The sequence below is a fragment of the Micromonospora lupini genome (genome assembly GCF_026342015.1).
In the GTDB taxonomy this organism is placed as follows: Bacteria; Actinomycetota; Actinomycetes; order Mycobacteriales; family Micromonosporaceae; genus Micromonospora; species Micromonospora lupini_B.
In genome coordinates this window covers 2004623-2022463 of sequence record NZ_JAPENL010000002.1, presented here as the reverse complement: position 1 = coordinate 2022463, position 17841 = coordinate 2004623, and the positions used below count along the sequence as shown (strand labels likewise).

Below are 17841 nucleotides of genomic sequence, written 5' to 3'. Positions count from 1 at the left end.
CTCCGGCCTCAGTCGCGGGTCAACACGATGAGGTCGGCGTCGTGGGTCGCGCTCCACTGCACGGGCAGGCCGACCGCGCCGAGGTGGCTGCCCGAGTAGTGCCGCTCGCCGTCGGAGTAACGGGCCGCCGGGTCGAGGCCGCGCAGCGGCAGCCGCACCGGGCGCGACGGAAGCAGGCCGGCGCCGTCGAGCCGGCCTGTGTGCCACGCCAGCACGACCACCCGACGCTCATCCGGCGCGGTGTACTGCACCGCGCAGCGGGCCTGGTCGGGGCCACCTATGAGGTGCACCTCGCCGCGCGTGACGACGTCGCGGATCTCCTTGTGGCGGGCGATCCAGTCGGCAGCCTCGGCCCGCTCGGCGGGGGTCCACGCCCGGATGTCCGCGCCGATGCCGAGCACACCGGCCATCGCCAGCACGAACCGGAACGCGAGCGTTCGCGGGCGGGGATCGAACAGGCCGGGCGCGTCGGTGACCCAGGAGCTGAGCAGGTGCGGGGCGTTGGCGTGCAGGAAGCCGTACTGGATGGCCAACCGGTCCAGCGGGCCTGTGTTGTCGCTGGGCCAGAAGACGTCGGCGCGGGCCGCCATCGCCAGGTCGGTCCGCCCGCCGCCGCCGGCGCACGCCTCGATCAGCACGTCGGGGTGGTCCCGGCGCAGCCGCTCGTAGATCCGGTGCAGGTTGGCGACGTGCGCGCCGTCCAGGTCGAGCGGGCCCACCCCGCCGGGACGACCAGGCTCGGTACGCGGTCGGTTGAAGTCCCACTTCAGGTAGTCGATGTCGTACCGGCGCAGCAGACCGTCAACCGTGGAGTGGACGAACTCGGCGACCTCGGGTCGGCCCAGGTCGAGGAGGTACTGGTTGCGGACCGGGGTGAGCGGTCGGCCGTCGACGGCGTACACCCAGTCCGGGTGCTCGGCGTACAGGGTCGACTTCGGGTTGACGCATTCCGGCTCCACCCAGAGCCCGAAGTTCAGCCCGAGCGCGCGGACCTCGGCGATGAACGCGTCGAAGCCGGCGGGGAACTTGGCCGGGTCGGGCGTCCAGTCGCCCAGGCCTGCCGTGTCGTCGTCGCGGCCGACGAACCAGCCGTCGTCCACCACGAACGTCTCCACGCCCAGCTCGGCGGCGATCCGGGCGAGCGCCAGCTGACTCTCCGCCTCGACGGCGAAGTAGGTGGCCTCCCACGAGTTGTAGAGCACCGGGCGCGGGGTGATCCGCTCTCCGGCCAGCAGCCTCTGGTGGGTGTGCCAGACCCGGGCCAGCCCGTCCAGGCCGTCCGGGCTGTACGCGCCGGTGACCACCGGCAGGCTCAGCCGCTCGCCGGCGGCCAGCTCGAGCGGGCCGTCGACCAGGTGGCGGCCGGCCCGTACCCGGGTCAGGCCGCCGGTGTCCCGCTCGGCGCTGATCTCCCACGAGCCGGTCCACGCCAGCGCCATCCCCCAGGCCGGGCCCGCCGGTTCGGCGGTGTCCCGGACAGCCAGCCAGGGCACGTGCAGATGCCCGGGTACGCCCTGGGAGCTGCCGATGCCGAACGTGCCGTGGCCCAGCTCGACGTGCGAGAGCTGGAACTCCTGCGACCACTGCCCCCACTGGTGGCTGAGCAGCGCGCCGTGCGGCGTCGGTACGCAGAACCCGCCGGATCCGGCCCGGACCACTCGCAGGGGGTCGGTGCCGTCGTTGCTCAGCTCGACCCAGCGCTGCACCACGTCGGTGCCCTCGGGCATCCGGTAGTGCACTGTGGCGCGCAACCCGGTCACCTGGTCGGCGAAGTCGACGGCCAGCTCCCGCTGGTCGGCGTCGATCCGCGCGTCGGTGTGCACGAAGCCCACCCGGCGCTTTCCGTCCGCGGTCTCGATGACCAGGTCGGCGCCCGTGAACGGGCGGTCGGCGTCGGTGGCGTACTCGATGGGGGCGGCGTCCCCGGCGGTGAGGAACGGCACCGGGCCGTCGTAGGCGACAGGCGACGGCCCGTCGGAGACACCGTGCGGCCCCCACGCGACAAGTTCCAGCCAACGCCCGTGCGCGGGCACGGTGACGGCGTACTCGGTGTGCGCGCCGCGCAGCGTCCAGCGCTGCCCGGTGGCGGCGGTCACTTGACCGCTCCGAGCGCCAGGCCGGAGACGAAGTGCCGCTGGAAGCGCAGGAACACCGCGACTGTGGGAACGGCCGCGATGACCGTGCCGGCGGCGATGACGTTCCAGGACGAGACGAACTGCCCCTGCAGAGCGAGCAGCGCCGGGGTGACAGGCATGTTGTCGTCGGTCCGCAGCACTGTGATCGCCCACAGCAGGTCGTTGAAGATCCACGTGAAGGAGAGCGCGCCGAGGGCTGCCAGCGCGGGTCGGGTCAGCGGCAGCATCACCTTTGTGAAGATCTGCGCGGTGCCGGCGCCGTCGATCGTGGCCGCCTCCTGGATCTCGCCCGGCAGGTCCCGCATGAACCCGTGCAGGACGAACGTGTAGAAGCCGAGCCCGAAGCCGACCTGCACCGCGATCAGCGCCCAGAGCGAGTCGTACAGGCCGGTCAGCTCGCTGAACTTGGCCACCGGAATGAGCAGGATCTGTGGTGGGAGCAGGTTGCCGGCGAGCATCAACAGCAGGATCGTCCGCCGGCCGGGTATCCGGAAACGGCTCAGCGCGAACGCGGCCATCGCCGCGAGCCCGAGGCTCAGCACCACTGACGGCACTGTCACCACCATGCTGTTGATCAGCGCCCGCAGCTCGCCGCCGTCGGTCCACGCCTGCCGGTACGTGTCCAGGGTGAACGACCGGGGCAGGCTGCCCACCCCGTGCGCGGCGATGTCGTCGAACGACCGGGTGGACATCACCACGACCCAGAGCACCGGACCCAGCCAGAGCAGCGACAGCAGGATCATGCAGGTGTGGAAGGCCCCGGTACGGAGCTTGTTCATCACGCTTCCTCCCGGAACGCGCGGACCAGGTAGCCGAGGATGACCGCAAGCGCGAGCACGAAGATCACGACGGCGATTGCGGAGGCGTAGCCAAGCCGCAGGCTCTGGAACGCGGTCGAGTACATGTAGGTGCTCAGCAGCTCCGACGAGTGGTACGGGCCGCCCCTGGTCAGCGACCAGACGATGTCGAAGGAGCGCAGCGAGTCGATCACGATGACCGAGAGCACCACCGCGTTGACGCCCTTGAGCTGGGGAATCGTCACGTGCCGCAGCCGCTGCCAGGAGTTGGCGCCGTCCATCCGGGCCGCCTCGTGCAGGGCCGGGTCGATCGCCTTCAGGCCGGCCAGGAACAGCACCATGACGTACCCGATCTGCCGCCACAGGGCGGGCAGGATCACCGCGTACAGGGCGGTCTGCGGGTCGGCGAGCCAGGGCCGGATCAGGCTCTCCAGCCCGACGGCCCGCAGGATCGTGTCGGCGACGCCGTCGGGCTGGTAGAAGACGCGCCAGACCAGCGCGGTCACCACAAGCGAGAACACCACAGGGGTGAACAGGGCGGCCCGGTAGAAGCCGACCCCGCGCCGCTCCTTCTGCAGGACCAGCGCCATGCCGAAGCCGCCCAGCACGGAGAGGCCGCCGAAGAGCACCAGCCAGATCACCGTGTTGACGAGCGCGCCCCGGAAGGTGGCGTCACCGGCCAGCTCGACGTAGTTGTCGGTGCCGACGAAGGCCGGCGGCGACATCCCGTCCCAGCGGGTGAGCGAGAACCAGAAGCCCTGGAGTGCGGGCCAGAACACCCAGACGCTCTCGACCGCGAACGGCACCAGGACGAACGCCACCAGCAGCGGCGACAGTCGGGCCGACCGTCGCCGCCGCCGGATGGGGGTGACCGAAGTCGTGGAGATCGTCGCTGTCACGTCAGCCCTTGAAGACCTTCTCGGCGCCGGCCTGCCACTCCCGCAGTATCGCGTCGATCTGGTCCGGCTTGTCGATGAACTTGGTGAGCGCGGTGTCCGCGGTCGGCTGGAGCGCGTCGCTGGAGTCGCGGTTGAAGAACTGGGTCAGCTCCTTGGCCTCGTCGAGCATCGCCTTGCCCTTGACCACGAGCGGCGAGTCGGACGCCTTGGCCTTCGGGTTGGCCGGCAGCACGATGCCGGAGCTGGCCTTGACGTACGCCTCCTGGGCCTCGGTCGAGGCCAGGTAGCTGAGCAGGGCCTTGGTGCCGGTCGGGTTGGCCGTCTTCGCGCTGGCGAAGAAGCCGTCCGTCGGGGCCTCCTCGGCCAGCGGCACCGCCGGGTCGATGACCGGGAACCGGAAGAAGTCCAGGTCGCCGAGGGCGTCCTTGGGTGCGGCGTCGGCGAAGAACGTGCCGATCAGGAACATCCCCGTCTTGCCGGCCAGCAGCGCGGTGGTCGCCTCCTGGAACGGGTACGCCTTGCCCTTGGGGTCGAAGTAGGGCAGGGCCTCCCGCCAGCGGGTGAACACCGCCTTGACCTTCGGGTCGTCGAAGCGCTGCTTGCCGGCGAGCAGCTCACGGTGGAACTGCGCGCCGTTGATGCGGATGTTGAGGTAGTCGAACCAGGCCGAGGCGACCCACGGGGTGTCGCCGAGGCCGATGCCGATCGGGGGGACGCCCTTGCTCTTCAGCGTCTCGCAGACCGCCAGGAACTCGGTCCAGGTCTTCGGCTCCTGCACGCCCCACTTGGCGAAGTTCGACTTGCGGTAGAAGAAGCCCCACCAGTAGTTGTTCATCGGCACGAAGATCTGCTTGCCGCTGGCGTCGGTGGAGAGGGTACGCAGCGACTGGGGGTAGTCGCCGAGCGACTTCCAGACGTCGGAGACGTCCAGCAGCAGGTCCCGGCTCGCGTAGTCGTTGGCGACCGAACCCGCGTACCAGGTGTAGACGTCCGGCGGGTTCGCCGAGGTGAGGTACGTCGGGAGCTGGGTCCGGAAGGTCTCCGAGGCGATCGTGTTGAGGCTCGCCGTGCCCTTGCCCTGCTTGTTGAACGTCTCGATCAGCTTCTCCATCGCCGCCTTGGCCTGCGGCGAGGAGAGGTTGGACTGGATGGTGACCGCGCCCGAGCCGTTGCCCGCGGCCGGCCCGCTGGCGGAGCTGGCGCACGCGCTGAGGAACGAGCTCGCGCCGAGCGCACCCAGGCCGGCGAGCCCGAGGTGGCCAAGGAATCGCCGGCGACCGGGGTCGAAGTCGCTCACGGTGGTGTCCTTCCTCTACGACACGCAGCGTCACGACGCGATGTGTCGGCCATGTGAATGTGTGTGACCAGAAGGTTGCATCGGCCGTCCCCGGCTGTCAAGATATCTTCGTAATTAATGATTAGATGAGATCAAGGCGAGGGTCAGGTGGATCAGCCTATGCGCCGGCTTGAGGGTAAGAACGCGCTGGTCACCGGCGCGATGGGTGGGATCGGCGCGGCCATCGCCCGGCGACTCGCCGCCGAGGGTGCGGCTGTCGCACTGCTCGACGTGGCCGACTCGACGCCGCTGGCAGAGGAACTGGCCGCTCGCGGCGACCGCGCACTGTCCGTAGTGGGCGATGTCAGCGAGGAGAACGACTGGACGGCCGCCGTGACAGCCGTACGGGCCGGCCTCGGCCCGATCGACATCCTCGTCAGCACCGCGTACGCCGTACGGGTCGCCCCGGCCCACGAGACCAGCCGGCAGTCCTGGGACCACCAGCTCGGCGTCAGCCTCACCGGCTCGTTCCTCGGCGTCCGCGCCTGCCTGGACGACCTGCGGGCACGCGCGGGCGCGGTGGTGCTCATCTCCTCGGTGCACGCGCTTGTCGGGCTGCCCGGCCGGCCCGCGTACGCGGCGGCCAAGGGCGGCCTGGTCGCGCTCGGCCGCCAACTCGCCGTCGAGTACGGGCCACAGGTGCGGGTCAACACCGTGCTGCCCGGTCCCATCCGCACCGCCGCCTGGGCCGAGGTGTCCGAAGAGGACCGTCGACGCAGCGTCGCCGAGACCGTGGCGAAACGCTTCGGCACCCCGGACGAGGTGGCCGCGACAGTCGCCTTCCTCGCCTCGCCGGACGCCGCCTACGTCACCGGCGCGAGCCTCGTGGTGGACGGTGGCTGGACAGCGGTGAAAGCCTCGGCCTGAGAGAGAGATCGATCCGACAAGCGAAAAGGCCAGGAGCATTGGCACAGTACGCACGCCGCGGCATCCACGGGCAGACCGTCGAAGCGATCGCCCGTCGCATCCTCACCGGCGAGATCGCCGCCGGCGCGACCCTGAACATCGTCGCGCTCCAGGAGGAGTTCGACGTCAGCCTGACGGCCCTGCGCGAGGCGCTGAAGGTCCTCTCCGCCAAGGGCATCGTCGACGCCAGGCAGAAGCGCGGCACCTTCGTCCGGCCCCGCGCCGACTGGAACCTGCTCGACGGCGACGTGATCCGCTGGCAGTTCGCCGAGGGCCCCGACGAACGTCTGCTCGAAAAGCTGCACGAGGTGCGCGCGATCATCGAGCCGGCCGCCGCACGGCTGGCCGCCACCCGCGCGACCGAGGACGACCTGGCGGCCCTCGACCAGGCACTGACCGAGATGGCCGAGGCCGACGGTGACCCCGCCGCCGCCGTCGCCGCCGACCTCGCCTTCCACCGCGCGCTGCTCGCCGCCACCCACAACGAGCTGATCGAACGGATGGAGGTGGTGATGGAGACCGGGCTCGCCGAACGCGACCGCCTCGTGCACGGCGGCGCCGCGCACGACGACCCGGTGCCGAGCCACCGCGCGGTGGTCGACGCGCTGCGCGAGCGGGACGAGTCGGCGGCCGAGACCGCCATGCGTGAGTTGCTGGACAAGGCCGTCCGCGACGTCGAGAAGGCACGGGGACGAAGGGGCAGTCAGTGAGGATCGAGCGGATCGAGACGTTCCTGGTCGCGCCACGGTGGTTGTTCTGCCGGGTGGAGACCGACGACGGGCTCGTCGGCTGGGGTGAACCGGTCATCGAGGGCCGCGCCGAGGTGGTGCGCAGCGCGGTCGAGGTGCTCTCCGAATACCTGATCGGTCAGGATCCCCTGCGCATCGAAAAGCACTGGCAGGTGCTCACCAAGGGCGGCTTCTACCGGGGCGGCCCGATCCTCTCCAGCGCCGTCGCCGGCCTCGACCAGGCACTGTGGGACATCGCCGGGCAGGCGTACGGCGCTCCGGTGCACGCACTGCTGGGCGGGCCCGTCCGCGAGAAGGTGCGGATCTACTCCTGGATCGGCGGGGACGAGCCCGACGAGGTCGCCGACGCCGCCGCCGCGCAGGTCGCCGCCGGCCTCACCGGGGTCAAGATGAACGCCTGCGGCCGGCTCTCCGCCATCCCCACCTCCGCCGAGGTGGACGCCATCGTCGATCGGGTCGCCGCCGCCCGGGAGGTGCTCGGCCCGGACCGGGACATCGCGCTTGACTTCCACGGCCGTGCCGGGCTGGCCGCCGTACGCCGCATCCTGCCCGAGTTGACGCCGCTGCGCCCGTTCTTCGTGGAGGAGCCGGTCCTGCCCGACCAGGCCCACCACCTGCGTGACATCGTCGCCGGCACGCCGATCCCGGTGGCCACCGGTGAACGCCTCTACGGCCGCTCCGAGTTCCTCACCCCGTTGCAGGCCGGCGTCGCCGTCGTCCAGCCGGACCTGTCGCACGCCGGCGGCATCTCCGAGGTCCGCCGGATCGCCGCGCTGGCCGAGACGTACGGCGCGCTGCTCGCCCCGCACTGCCCGCTCGGCCCGATCTCCCTGGCGGCCAGCCTCCAGGTGGCCTTCGCGACACCGAACTTCCTGATCCAGGAGCAGAGCATCGGCATCCACTACAACGTCGGCTCGGAGCTGCTGGACTACGTGCTCGACCCGGAGCCGTTCCGGTTCGTGGACGGGCACATCGCCCGTTTCGACCGACCCGGCCTGGGCATCACTGTTGACGAGGCGGCGGTCCGCAAGGCCGCGCAGACCCCGCACACCTGGCGCAACCCGGTCTGGCAGCACGCCGACGGGTCGTTCGCCGAATGGTGACCACGCCGGTGCCGCTGCGGGTGGCCTACGACGCCGCGCACGGCGGCCGGTGGACAAGCCTCAACGGCGGCGGCCGGGAGTGGCTGTGGCGGGGCCCGGCGTCCGGCCGACACGACGTACGCCCCGACGACGCGTTCGTCGACGCCGGCGGCCTCGAGGAGTGCCTGCCCACCGTGCGCGGGCTGCCCGACCACGGCGAGGTGTGGTCGCGGCCGTGGCGGAGCGAAGGCCCCGGCACCGTGGTGATCCAGCGGCCGACGTTCACGCTGAGTCGCCGGATCACCGACGACCGTGGCGTGGTGGTGGCCGACTACCGGTTGGCCGCCGACCCCGGGTACCGGTTCGTCTGGGCCGCGCACGCCCTGCTCGACCTCTCCCCCGCCGCCCGGCTCGACGCGCCCGCGGGCACCCCGACCCGGCTGCACCAGGAGGCCGCCGCGCTGCTCCCGCCTGGCGCCTGGCGCGACGGCGACCCGTGGCTCACCGGGTCGTGGCCCTCCCCGGCCGGTTTGACGCTTGACACACTCGGCCCCGACGACGGCACCGCCCTCGGCGCGGTGCTGCTCGACTGCCCCCGCGTCCAGGTGCGCGACGACGACGACCTGCTGACCCTGGAGCTGGAGTGTGCGGGCCAGCCCCGCAGCACCGCGCTCTGGCGCAACCTGGGCGGTTGGCCGGCCGACGGCCCGTACCGCAGCGTTGGTGTCGAGCCGATGCTCGGCGCGGCCTTCGACCTGGCCGACGCCGGTCCGGCCGACACGGCGGTCGTCCCGCACACGGGTGAGGTCACCTGGCGACTCACCATCTCCGCCCACCGCATCCACTGAGGACATTCGCGATGAACCTGCTCGACGAGTTGCGTACCCACCGGTTGCTGGCCATCGTGCGCGGCCCGGACCCGGCGGCGGCGCTTGCCGCCGTGCTCACCCTGGCCGAGAGCGGCGTCGCCCTGGTCGAGGTCTCGCTGACAAGCGCCGACGCGCTCGGCATCATCCGCCGCGCCCGGGCCGCCCTCGGACCCGGGTACGCCCTGGGTGCGGGCACCGTGCTCAGCGTCGAGGACGCCCGCACGGCCGCCGAGGCAGGTGCCGGCTTCCTCGTCACCCCGGCGCTGGCGCCGAGCGTCACCGAGGCCGCCCGGCTCGATCTGCCGGTGCTCGCCGGGGCGCTCACCCCCACCGAGGTGGTGCAGGCCAGCAGCGCCGGGGCCGCCGCCGTCAAGCTCTTCCCCGCCTCGTTCGGTGGGCCCGACTACCTGGGCGCGCTGCGTGACCCGTTCCCGGGCACCGCGTTCGTGCCGGTCGGCGGGGTCGACGCGGACGGCGCGCGACGCTACCTCGACCGGGGAGCGGTGGCGGTCGGCGTCGGCTCGCCGCTGCTCGGCGACGCCGTCCGCGGCGGTGACCCGGCCGCGCTGCGCGAGCGCGCGGCCGCCTTCCTCGCGGCGGTGCGGCAGTGACCGACCTGCTCACGCTCGGCGAGACGATGGCGGCCTTCCGATCCACCGGCCCGCTGCGGCTGGGCGGCACCGCCGGGATCTCCGTCGCCGGGTCGGAGTCGACTGTGGCCATCGGGCTGGCCCGGCTCGGTCACCACGCCGCCTGGGTCGGTGTCACAGGCGCGGACGAGCCCGGCGAACTGGTCCGCCGCACCCTGCGCGCCGAGGGCGTCGACCTCGCCTTCTCCCGGGTCGACCCGGCCGCGCCGACCGGGCTGATCCTCTTCGAGAACAGGGTCGCCGACATCTCCCGGGTCACCTACCACCGCGCCGGCTCGGCCGGCTCCCGGCTGGGCCCGGCCGACGTCGCCCGCGCCTTCGACGCGCCCGGCCCGCCACCCCGGCTGCTGCACGTCACAGGCATCACCTGCGCGCTGGGCGCCGGGCCGTACCAGGCGGTGGTGGAGGCCGTACGTCGGGCTCGCGCGGCGGGCAGCACCGTCTGCCTGGACGTCAACCATCGCAGTCGGCTCTGGTCGGTCACCGAGGCGGCGGCGGCGCTGCGACCGCTGCTGCCCTCGATCGACCTGGTGGTCGCCTCCGACGACGAGTTGGCAGTGCTGACCGACGCGCCCGACCCGGTCGCGGCGCTGCTCGCAGGCGGCGTGACCGAGGTCGTCGTGAAGCACGGCGGGGACGGAGCCACAAGTCACCGCGCGACAGGCACGATCCGCAGGCCGGCCCGGACGGTGCCGGTGGTGGACACCGTCGGCGCGGGCGACGCCTTCGTGGCCGGCCTGCTCTCCGCGTGGCTGGACGGCGCCGACGTCTCCGCCCGACTGGACCGGGCGGTCACCACAGGCGCGTTCGCTGTCGCCACCAGGGGCGATTGGGAGGGCCTGCCCGACCGGGCGGAACTGACGCTGCTCGACCACGGGCCCGGCGGCACGGTCCGCTGACACTGCTCGACCACGGGCCGGCGGTACGGTCCGCTGGCGAGTGCGGCGGCCGGCGCGGGCCGGCGCACCGACGACCGGCGCGCGCCGGCCGCCGCCGACCGGAGATCCTTTGGAGGAGCACCATGGAGCTGACCGAGCCGACCGTCTGGAGCACCGACCGGCTTGACCTGGGTGAGGGCCTGCGCTGGGTCGACGACCGGCTCGTCCTGGTCGACCTGCTGGCCGGGCGGCTGTTGGAGACCGACGGCGACGCCCCGACCCCGCTGCGCGAGCTGCGCCGCCTCGACGTGCCGCTCGGCGCGGTCGCCCCGGTGGTCGACCGGCCGGGCGAGTGGCTGGCCGCCGCCGGGACCGGCGTCACGGTGCTGCCCGCCACCGGCGACCCCCGACCGGTAGCCGACCTGGTCGCCGACGCGCCCGAGCCGACCCGGATGAACGACGCGGTCGCCGACCCGCACGGCCGCTTCTGGGCCGGCAGCATGACGTACGCCGCGGTGCCCGGCGGGGGCACGTTGTTCCGCCTCACCCCGGGCGCCGCGCCGGTCCCCGCGGTGACCGGGCTGACCATCCCGAACGGGCCGGCGTTCGACGCGGCCGGCACCACCATGTACCTGGCCGACACGCCACGCGGCGAGATCGACCGGTTCACCGTCGACCCCGCCACCGGCGCCCTGCACGGGCGGGAGCCGTTCGTGCGGCTGTCGCCCGCCGACGGCGGCCCGGACGGCATGACGCTCGACGCGGCCGGCCACCTCTGGATCGCGCTGTGGGGCGGCTCCGCGGTCCGCCGCTACCGGCCCGACGGCACCCTCGACCGGGAGATCCGACTGCCGGCCACGCAGCCGGCCGGCATCTGCCTGGGCGGCCCCGACAGGCGCCGACTCTTCATCGGCACCGCCCGGGTGGGGCTGGACTCGGCGGGCCCGCAGGACGGCGCGCTGCTCGCGGTGGACGTTCAGGTGCCCGGCCTGCCCGCCGCGGGGGCCGGCGCACCGGTGAGCTGATCGGAGGCATATCGGACGCCGGGGCGGGAACAACCGCTGCGAAGCGGTATCAGCCGACCGGTAGGGAGCGAGCCGATGCGCACCGTGGGGCGGACGTCATGAACGGGCCGGTCGGCGACGAACCGGTCGGCGAGTTGGAGCTGGTGCACACGTTCACCGGCCCGATGCCGACCGGGGTGAGCGTCTCGCACCGGGGCCGGATCTTCGTCAACTTCCCGAAGTGGGGCGACGAGGTGCCAGCCAGTGTCGTCGAGCTGCGCGACGGTAGGGAGGTGCCCTACCCCGACCAGGCGTGGAACACCCCGTCCGGCGACGACGACGCGGGCGCGTTCGTGTCGGTGCAGAGCATCGTGGTGGACCCGGCGGACCGGCTCTGGGTGGTGGACACCGGGAGCCCGATGTTCCAGCCCACCAAGCCTGGTGGGCCGAAGCTGGTCCGGATCGATCTGGACACCGACACGGTGGCCCAGGTGATCACCTTCCCGCAGGACGTGGCGCCGCCGACGACGTACCTCAACGACGTCCGCTTCGACCTGCGCCGGGGCGAGGCCGGGGTCGCCTACATCACCGACTCGACGGACTCCGGGCCGAACGGGATCATCGTCGTGGACCTGGCCAGCGGGGCCTCCTGGCGGCGACTGCACGACCACCCGTCCACGAAGGCGGAGCCGCTGAAGAACTACCGCCCCTTCGTCGAGGGCCGACCGCTCATGTCACGCCCGAAGGACGGGCCGCCGAAGCCGCTGGCGATGGGCTCCGACGGCATCGCCATCTCGGCCGACGGCAGCCGGCTGTACTACTCGCCGCTGATCTCCCGACGCCTGCACAGCGTGTCCGCCGAGGCGCTTGCCGACCCGTCGGTCACGCAGGAGGCGGTGGCGGCCACCGTCGTGGACGAGGGGGACAAGGCCACCGGGTCGGACGGGTTGGAATCCGACGACGCGGGGCGGCTCTACTGCACGTCGTACGAGCACAACGCGGTGCTGCGGCGGCACCCGGACGGGCAGTACGAGACGCTCGTCCACGACCCGCGGCTGCTCTGGCCGGACACCATGTCGGTGGCCACCGACGGACACCTCTACGTGACCGCCAACCAGTTGCACCGGCAGCCGCAGTACCAGCGGGGCCAGGACCTGCGACGCAAGCCGTACGCGTTGTTCCGCACCCGCATCGACGCCGGCCCGGTGCTGCTGCGCCGCTGAAACCGCGCCAGCCGTCAGGCGACGGGCAGGGCGCGGCCCAGGAGGTCGAACAGGGCGGCCCAGTGGCGTTCGGTGGCCTGCTCGTCGTACGCGTGGGTGTCGGCCATCGTGTAGCCGTGGTGCGCGCCCGCGTACACCTCGGAGCGGTAGCGCACACCGGCGGCGTCGAGCGCCTTCTCCAGCGTGGCGATCTGCTCGGGCGTCATCGACTGGTCGGCGTCGGCATGGCCGAAGTACACCTCGCCGGTGATCGAGTCGACGCCCAGGTGCGGGCTGTCCGGCGCGTCGGTGACGATCCGCCCGCCGTGGAAGCTCGCCATCGCGGCGATCCGGTCCGGGTGCGCCTCGATGGCCCGCAGCGCGTTGGTGCCGCCCATGCAGTAGCCGGTGATCGCGACGGGGCCCGGCCGGACGTCGTCGCGGGCGGCCAGGAAGTCGAGGTACGCGGCGCTGTCCCGGCTGATCACGTCGGGGGTCAGCGCGCCGATCAGCGGCATGATCTTCTCGAAGATCGCGCCGCGCTGGGCGGCATCGCCGAGACCCGACAGATCGAACAGCGGCGCCCGGCCGGCCCGGTAGAACAGGTGAGGGGTCAGCACCAGGTAGCCGCGCTCGGCGATCCGCTCGGCCATCTCCACGAGACGGGGCCGAGGCCCGAAGGCGTCCATGAACAGCAGCACCGCCGGAAACGGGCCGTCCCCGTCGGGGCGGGTGAGGCTTGCGTCCGCGATCCCATCGCCGGTCGGAATGTCCACCGTCGTCGTCTGCACCGAGCCTCCTCGTACGCCGATCTTGGTCCGTCTGGAACGTTACTCGCCACGCCGACGTGCCCGGCACCGGTCCGCCAGCCAGGGACCGCCGATCCCTGGACAAGGTCGCCCTGGGTACCGGGCGACGGCCGGCCCAGGGTTGTACGTGACCGATGAGGGACACCGTCGACCTGGAGGTATGTCGTGCTCGACCTGACCGTTGGGGACCTGACCGGGAAGCTCGCCGTGGTGACCGGCGGCAGTGACGGGCTGGGCCTCGGCCTGGCCACCCGGCTGGCCCGAGCCGGTGCGGAGGTGGTGCTGCCGGTCCGCAACCCGGCCAAGGGCGCCGCCGCGCTGGACACCGTGCGGGCCGCCGCGCCGGACGCCACCGTGTCGACCCGGGAGCTGGATCTCGCGTCGCTGGACTCGGTGGCGGCGCTGGCCGACGCGCTGCTCGGCGAGGGGCGGCCGATCCACCTTCTGATCAACAACGCGGGTGTCATGGCGCCGCCCACCCGACACACCACGGCGGACGGCTTCGAGCTGCAGTTCGGCACGAATCATCTCGGCCACTTCGCGCTTACCGGACGGCTCATGCCGCTGCTGCGGGCCGGGCAGGCCCGGGTCACCACCATGTCGAGCAGCGCCGCCCGCTCCGGTCGCCTGGACTGGGACGACCTGCAGAGCACCCACCGCTACGGTGCGGTCCGCTCGTACAACGCCTCCAAGCTCGCCGCCCTGCACTTCGGGCTGGAACTCGACAGGCGCAGTCGAGCCGGCGGATGGGGCATCGTCAGCAACGTCGCCCACCCGGGGACGACAATGACCAACCTGTACGCGTCCGGCCCCAACCTGGGCCGCAGCAAGCCCTCGCCGCACCACGCGGTGATGGAGCGGTTGAACCGCTGGGGCCTCCTGGTGCACTCGGTCGACGCCGGGCTGCTTCCCGCCCTCTACGCGGCGACCAGCCTCCAGGCGCAGGGCGGCCGGTTCTACGGCCCGGACGGCCTGGGGCAGTTCACCGGCAGACCGACCGAGCTGGCCGTCTACCGCTCGGCGCGCGACACCGCCGACGCCGCCCGCCTCTGGACCGTCTCCGAGCGCTTGGTGGGCGTCGCGTTCTGAGCCGGAGGGGCCCCGGCGTGAACGGCGCGTCAAGAATCCGCGGCGGCCCGTCGAAACCGCGTATCGACTGGCGCTCCGCCGCCGCTCGACGGTGACTATGGGTCCATGAGTCCTTGGCGGATGACACGCTGGGAACGCGGGAACCTGCCTCCCGACACCGACAGCAGCTCCGATGACACAGCGACCGGGCCGGCCGAGCCCGAACGGCGACACGAAGCTCTGGTAAGCGTCCGGCTCGGCCCGTCCGCGCCCGGCAGTCACCTGGTGGAGTACCTGCGACACGAGCCGTGCGCCGTCGCCGCGTGGTGGATCGCCGCCGACGTCGACGCGGTGGTGCGACTCTCGGCCGACAGCATGACAGTGCTGCACCGCGCCGTGGCCGACCTGCGCCGCCGCGCCGGGGTGGAGGTCGTGGTGGCGCACTCCATCCTGCGCGCGCTCGACCTGACCGCGCCGGCCGACCCGCGTGCCTCGACGAACGCCCCGGCGTGGATCGCGCCCGCCGCATGAGCCGCCCGTGCACCAGCCCTCGCGTCGTGGCGGGCGTCGACAGGTCGTTCGCCGGCATGCAGGCGCTGCGCCGCGCGGTGCAGCTCGCCCGCCGCGACGGCGCGCAGCTGGACGCCGTACGGGCGTGGGTCTTCGCGCCCACCTGGCGGCCCGGCACGCTGACCTGGCGCTGGCAGGACGAGTGCGACAAGGCTGCCCTGGTCTACCTGCGGGGCGTCTTCGACGCGGCGTTGGGTGGAATCCCCCGGGACGTGTCCGTGCGGCTCGTGGCGACGCAGGGCTACGCCGGGCAGGTGCTCGTCGACCACGCGTACCGCGAATCCGACGTCCTGGTCGTCGGCAACCCCGAACGTGGCCGGTTCGGTCGGGCGCGTGGCCACGTCACCCGGTACTGCGTGACGCGGGCCGTCGTGCCTGTCGTCGCGGTGCCCGCCCCGTCCTGGGCGCGGGCCGCGACGATCCGCCGCTTCGGCCGCGACCTCGAACGATTCAGTCGATGAACGCCGCTTCCACGACACCTTTCGAAAGGACCAACCCGACCATGGACGAGGCCCCGATAATCTACGCCGTTCCGGTGCGAGAGCTGCCGGGACGGATGATCGGGACGGTGCGGACCGGCCGGTCACCGCAGGGTCAGCGGGTGGGCATCGCCTTCACCCGACCCGAACTGCTTGTCGCCGCCATGGGCGCGGACCAGCCGTGGGAGACGCTCTGCGAGTCGGCGCTGCGCGGCATGCTGCGTCCGCTCGGCATCGACCGGATCCAGGTCGACCCACTGCTGGTCGCGCCGGCGCTCGACCCGAGCGTCGGCGACCGGGCGGCACCGACCGCGCCGGCTGGCCTCGTCAGCGCGCGGCCCGGGGGCGACCCGGCCGCACCTCGCGCTCAGGCGGGCACGAAGCGCACCGCGTCGGCGACCACGTAGCCGTTGGTGTCCTCCGTGCGGATCAGCACGCTCCCGTCGGTGCCGGCGGTGAACGGGTAGGTGCCCAGCGGCACCCACTGCCCGCCGGACTGCCGCTGGTCGACAGTCCTGGTGGTCACCCCACCGGAGTACGCGATGTCCACCGGCACGTTCGTCGCCCGGTTCGGGTCGGCGGTCCAGCGCAGGTGCACGGTCCACGAGCCGGCGGTGGGCAGCGTCGGACGGAACCGCAGCCGGTTGACGCCCTTGGCGGTGTTGCCGTCGTGCTCGTAGTCCGGGCCGACGTAGCCGCCGACGGCTGTGCTGCGCAGCCACGTACCGCCCCGGGTGATCCCGACCGACGCCGCGTTGTCCAGGATCACCTCGCCGGGCGTACCCAGGTCCAGCACCGCGCCGTCCTGGCGCAGCCGGGCCTGGAGGGTGGGCACGGACACGGCCTGCACGGCGAGGTTGCCGGTGAGCGCCAGGGACGCCGCGGTGGCCGCCGCCTGCCCGAGGATCATGAACACGGGTTCCATCCGGATCGAGCCGTACGCGATGTGGCTCGCCGACAGGCAGACCGGGACCAGCAGGTTGGCGCACTGGGCCTGGTGCGGCACGATCGAGCGGTAGCTCACCGGGTAGGGCTGCGGCACACCGATCTGCACGTCGCCCTCGTTGCGCACCCGGCCGTCGACGACGACCCGCTGACAGTTGTGCGAGTCCATCGTGTAGCTGGCCAGCCCCACCGAGTCGGTGGCGCGTACCCGGCCCCGGCAGTCGGCCTCGGTCACCACGTACGCGGAGACCATCCGGCGGGCCTCGCGGATGTAGAGCAGTGGCGGCCAGCCACCGGTGCCGGTGAACTCGTCCACCGGCAGCCCCCACCGTGCGGTCGAGTCGCGCACCGACGCCGGCAGCCGGGGGTCGTTGGCCAGGAACCACATGAGTCCCTGCTGGTAGGTGCGGTGCTCGGCGATGATGCTCTCCCGTACCGTCCAACTCGCCGTCGGATACGCGTGGTTGAAGCCGATGTGGTCGGTCGACACCGCGCCGTTGTTGTTGGAGTCGGTCTTGCCGCCGCCGACGGAGTTCGTGGTGAAGTACGGCCCGGTGTAGCCGGCCTGGATGTGCCGTAGCAGCAGCTCGTACCGGATCGGGTCGTAGCCGGACGGTTTGCCGAAGGGGATCCGGTTGGCGGCCTGGGTCAGACACATCCGGAAGCAGTACGCCTGGATCCGGTCGTCGGCGCTGCCGCGCGGGGCGAGCGGCGTGGCGGAGATGCCCGGCAACAGGCCGCTCGCGGGCGAGCCCGCCGTCACGTACGGGTCGACGGGGTAGACGAACTGGTGGGTGTTGCCGGACTGCACCCCGTTGATCGTCTCGCCGTACGTGTCGTTGGACTCCCGCCCGACGGTAAAGCTCACCCCGGCCATTGCCATCAGGTCACCCTCGTACGTGGCGTCGACGAACACCCCGCCCCGGTAGATCGAGCCGTCCTCGGTGCGCAGCTCGGTGATCCGGTCACCACTGCGGCCGACGCCGGCCAGCCGGGCACCGGTGATCACCGGCACGCCCGCCTCGGCAAGCATCTCGGCGAAGACGTCGGCGGCGACGTGCGGTTCGAAGGTCATCCGCAGCGGTGACGTCGGCGTAAGGGTTCCGCCGTGGTACTTCACGTACACCCGGCGGTAGAACTCGGCCGCGAGGCCGCCGATGGACGCCTGGACGCCGGTGTCGGTGGCGCCCAGCCCGGCGGTGCTCAACCCGCCGACGTGGCCTGTGGGCTCCAGCACCACTGCGGTGCGGCCGAGCCGGCGCATGGTGATCGCGGCGGCCAGCCCACCGGAGGTGGCGCCGTAGACGACCAGGTCGGCGGTGGTGACCGCGGCTCGGGCGGGGCCGGCCCGGAACGGATCGGTGAGACCGGCCAGGACGAGGCCGGCGCCGCCGGCGGTCAGCAGCCGACGACGGGACAGGGACAGGGACACGGCGGGCTCCCGAGGGGTAACCGGAGGGGAC

Annotated in this window: 18 protein-coding genes; 12 read left to right on the top strand and 6 right to left on the bottom strand. The window is 72.5% G+C overall.

Features of this window, described 5'->3' with window-relative positions; translation table 11 throughout:
- Positions 1-8: 8 nt before the first annotated feature.
- The 4 genes from OOJ91_RS24255 to OOJ91_RS24240 are packed head-to-tail and all read right to left on the bottom strand — an operon-like array spanning position 9 to position 5128.
- Positions 9-2096: an alpha-galactosidase gene (locus OOJ91_RS24255; RefSeq protein WP_266248445.1), complete on the bottom strand. Its 2088-nt coding sequence runs from the start codon at positions 2094-2096 to the stop codon at positions 9-11.
- Positions 2093-2914, bottom strand: a complete 822-nt coding sequence (locus tag OOJ91_RS24250) for a carbohydrate ABC transporter permease (protein WP_266248443.1) — start codon at positions 2912-2914, stop codon at positions 2093-2095. The genes OOJ91_RS24255 and OOJ91_RS24250 overlap by 4 nt, the downstream gene beginning before the upstream one ends.
- Positions 2914-3831: a carbohydrate ABC transporter permease gene (locus OOJ91_RS24245; RefSeq protein ID WP_266248441.1), complete on the bottom strand. Its 918-nt coding sequence runs from the start codon at positions 3829-3831 to the stop codon at positions 2914-2916. Before OOJ91_RS24245 ends, OOJ91_RS24250 begins: the two co-directional genes overlap by 1 nt.
- A gap of 1 nt (position 3832) precedes the next feature.
- Entirely contained in the window at positions 3833-5128 is a 1296-nt protein-coding gene (locus tag OOJ91_RS24240) for an ABC transporter substrate-binding protein (protein ID WP_266248440.1), read from the bottom strand.
- Between the two features lie 159 nt (positions 5129-5287).
- On the opposite strand from OOJ91_RS24240, the gene OOJ91_RS24235 reads away from it, so the two are divergent.
- From OOJ91_RS24235 to OOJ91_RS24200, 8 genes are all read left to right on the top strand, one after another.
- Positions 5288-6034, top strand: a complete 747-nt coding sequence (locus OOJ91_RS24235; protein WP_266248438.1) for an SDR family NAD(P)-dependent oxidoreductase — start codon at positions 5288-5290, stop codon at positions 6032-6034.
- 38 nt (positions 6035-6072) lie between these two features.
- Positions 6073-6783 (top strand): FadR/GntR family transcriptional regulator, encoded by a 711-nt coding sequence (locus OOJ91_RS24230; protein WP_007455008.1) that lies wholly within the window; start codon positions 6073-6075, stop codon positions 6781-6783.
- A complete protein-coding gene (gene dgoD / locus OOJ91_RS24225) occupies positions 6780-7925 on the top strand; it encodes a galactonate dehydratase (RefSeq protein ID WP_266248434.1) in 1146 nt (381 codons plus the stop codon). Before OOJ91_RS24230 ends, dgoD begins: the two co-directional genes overlap by 4 nt.
- Positions 7919-8752, top strand: a complete 834-nt coding sequence (locus OOJ91_RS24220; protein ID WP_266248432.1) for a hypothetical protein — start codon at positions 7919-7921, stop codon at positions 8750-8752. The genes dgoD and OOJ91_RS24220 overlap by 7 nt, the downstream gene beginning before the upstream one ends.
- Before the next feature lie 11 nt (positions 8753-8763).
- Positions 8764-9384, top strand: coding sequence for a bifunctional 4-hydroxy-2-oxoglutarate aldolase/2-dehydro-3-deoxy-phosphogluconate aldolase (locus OOJ91_RS24215; RefSeq protein WP_266248430.1), 621 nt, complete (start codon positions 8764-8766; stop codon positions 9382-9384).
- A complete protein-coding gene (locus tag OOJ91_RS24210) occupies positions 9381-10322 on the top strand; it encodes a sugar kinase (protein ID WP_266248428.1) in 942 nt (313 codons plus the stop codon). The genes OOJ91_RS24215 and OOJ91_RS24210 overlap by 4 nt, the downstream gene beginning before the upstream one ends.
- Positions 10323-10444: 122 nt before the next feature.
- On the top strand, positions 10445-11326 hold the full coding sequence (locus OOJ91_RS24205; protein WP_266248426.1) for an SMP-30/gluconolactonase/LRE family protein: 882 nt from the start codon (positions 10445-10447) through the stop codon (positions 11324-11326).
- Positions 11327-11424: 98 nt separating this feature from the next.
- Positions 11425-12528, top strand: a complete 1104-nt coding sequence (locus tag OOJ91_RS24200) for an L-dopachrome tautomerase-related protein (RefSeq protein WP_266248424.1) — start codon at positions 11425-11427, stop codon at positions 12526-12528.
- Between the two features lie 14 nt (positions 12529-12542).
- Here the strand turns inward: OOJ91_RS24200 and OOJ91_RS24195 are convergent, their stop codons facing one another.
- Positions 12543-13298: a dienelactone hydrolase family protein gene (locus OOJ91_RS24195; protein ID WP_266248422.1), complete on the bottom strand. Its 756-nt coding sequence runs from the start codon at positions 13296-13298 to the stop codon at positions 12543-12545.
- Positions 13299-13481: 183 nt separating this feature from the next.
- Here OOJ91_RS24195 and OOJ91_RS24190 point away from each other — a divergent pair, with 183 nt between their 5' ends.
- The 4 genes from OOJ91_RS24190 to OOJ91_RS24175 all read left to right on the top strand — a co-directional run bounded on the left by OOJ91_RS24190 (position 13482) and on the right by OOJ91_RS24175 (position 15840).
- Positions 13482-14405 carry an SDR family oxidoreductase gene (locus OOJ91_RS24190; RefSeq protein ID WP_266248421.1) on the top strand — a complete coding sequence of 308 codons (924 nt, stop codon included), beginning with the start codon at positions 13482-13484 and terminating at the stop codon, positions 14403-14405.
- 105 nt (positions 14406-14510) lie between these two features.
- Positions 14511-14915 (top strand): hypothetical protein, encoded by a 405-nt coding sequence (locus OOJ91_RS24185; protein WP_266248420.1) that lies wholly within the window; start codon positions 14511-14513, stop codon positions 14913-14915.
- Positions 14912-15415 (top strand): universal stress protein, encoded by a 504-nt coding sequence (locus OOJ91_RS24180; RefSeq protein ID WP_266248418.1) that lies wholly within the window; start codon positions 14912-14914, stop codon positions 15413-15415. The genes OOJ91_RS24185 and OOJ91_RS24180 overlap by 4 nt, the downstream gene beginning before the upstream one ends.
- A 41-nt stretch (positions 15416-15456) precedes the next feature.
- On the top strand, positions 15457-15840 hold the full coding sequence (locus OOJ91_RS24175) for an SAV_915 family protein (RefSeq protein ID WP_266248416.1): 384 nt from the start codon (positions 15457-15459) through the stop codon (positions 15838-15840).
- On the opposite strand, the gene OOJ91_RS24170 is transcribed toward OOJ91_RS24175, so the two are convergent.
- Positions 15801-17810: an FAD-dependent oxidoreductase gene (locus OOJ91_RS24170; RefSeq protein WP_266248414.1), complete on the bottom strand. Its 2010-nt coding sequence runs from the start codon at positions 17808-17810 to the stop codon at positions 15801-15803. The genes OOJ91_RS24175 and OOJ91_RS24170 overlap by 40 nt on opposite strands.
- Positions 17811-17841 lie beyond the last annotated feature (31 nt).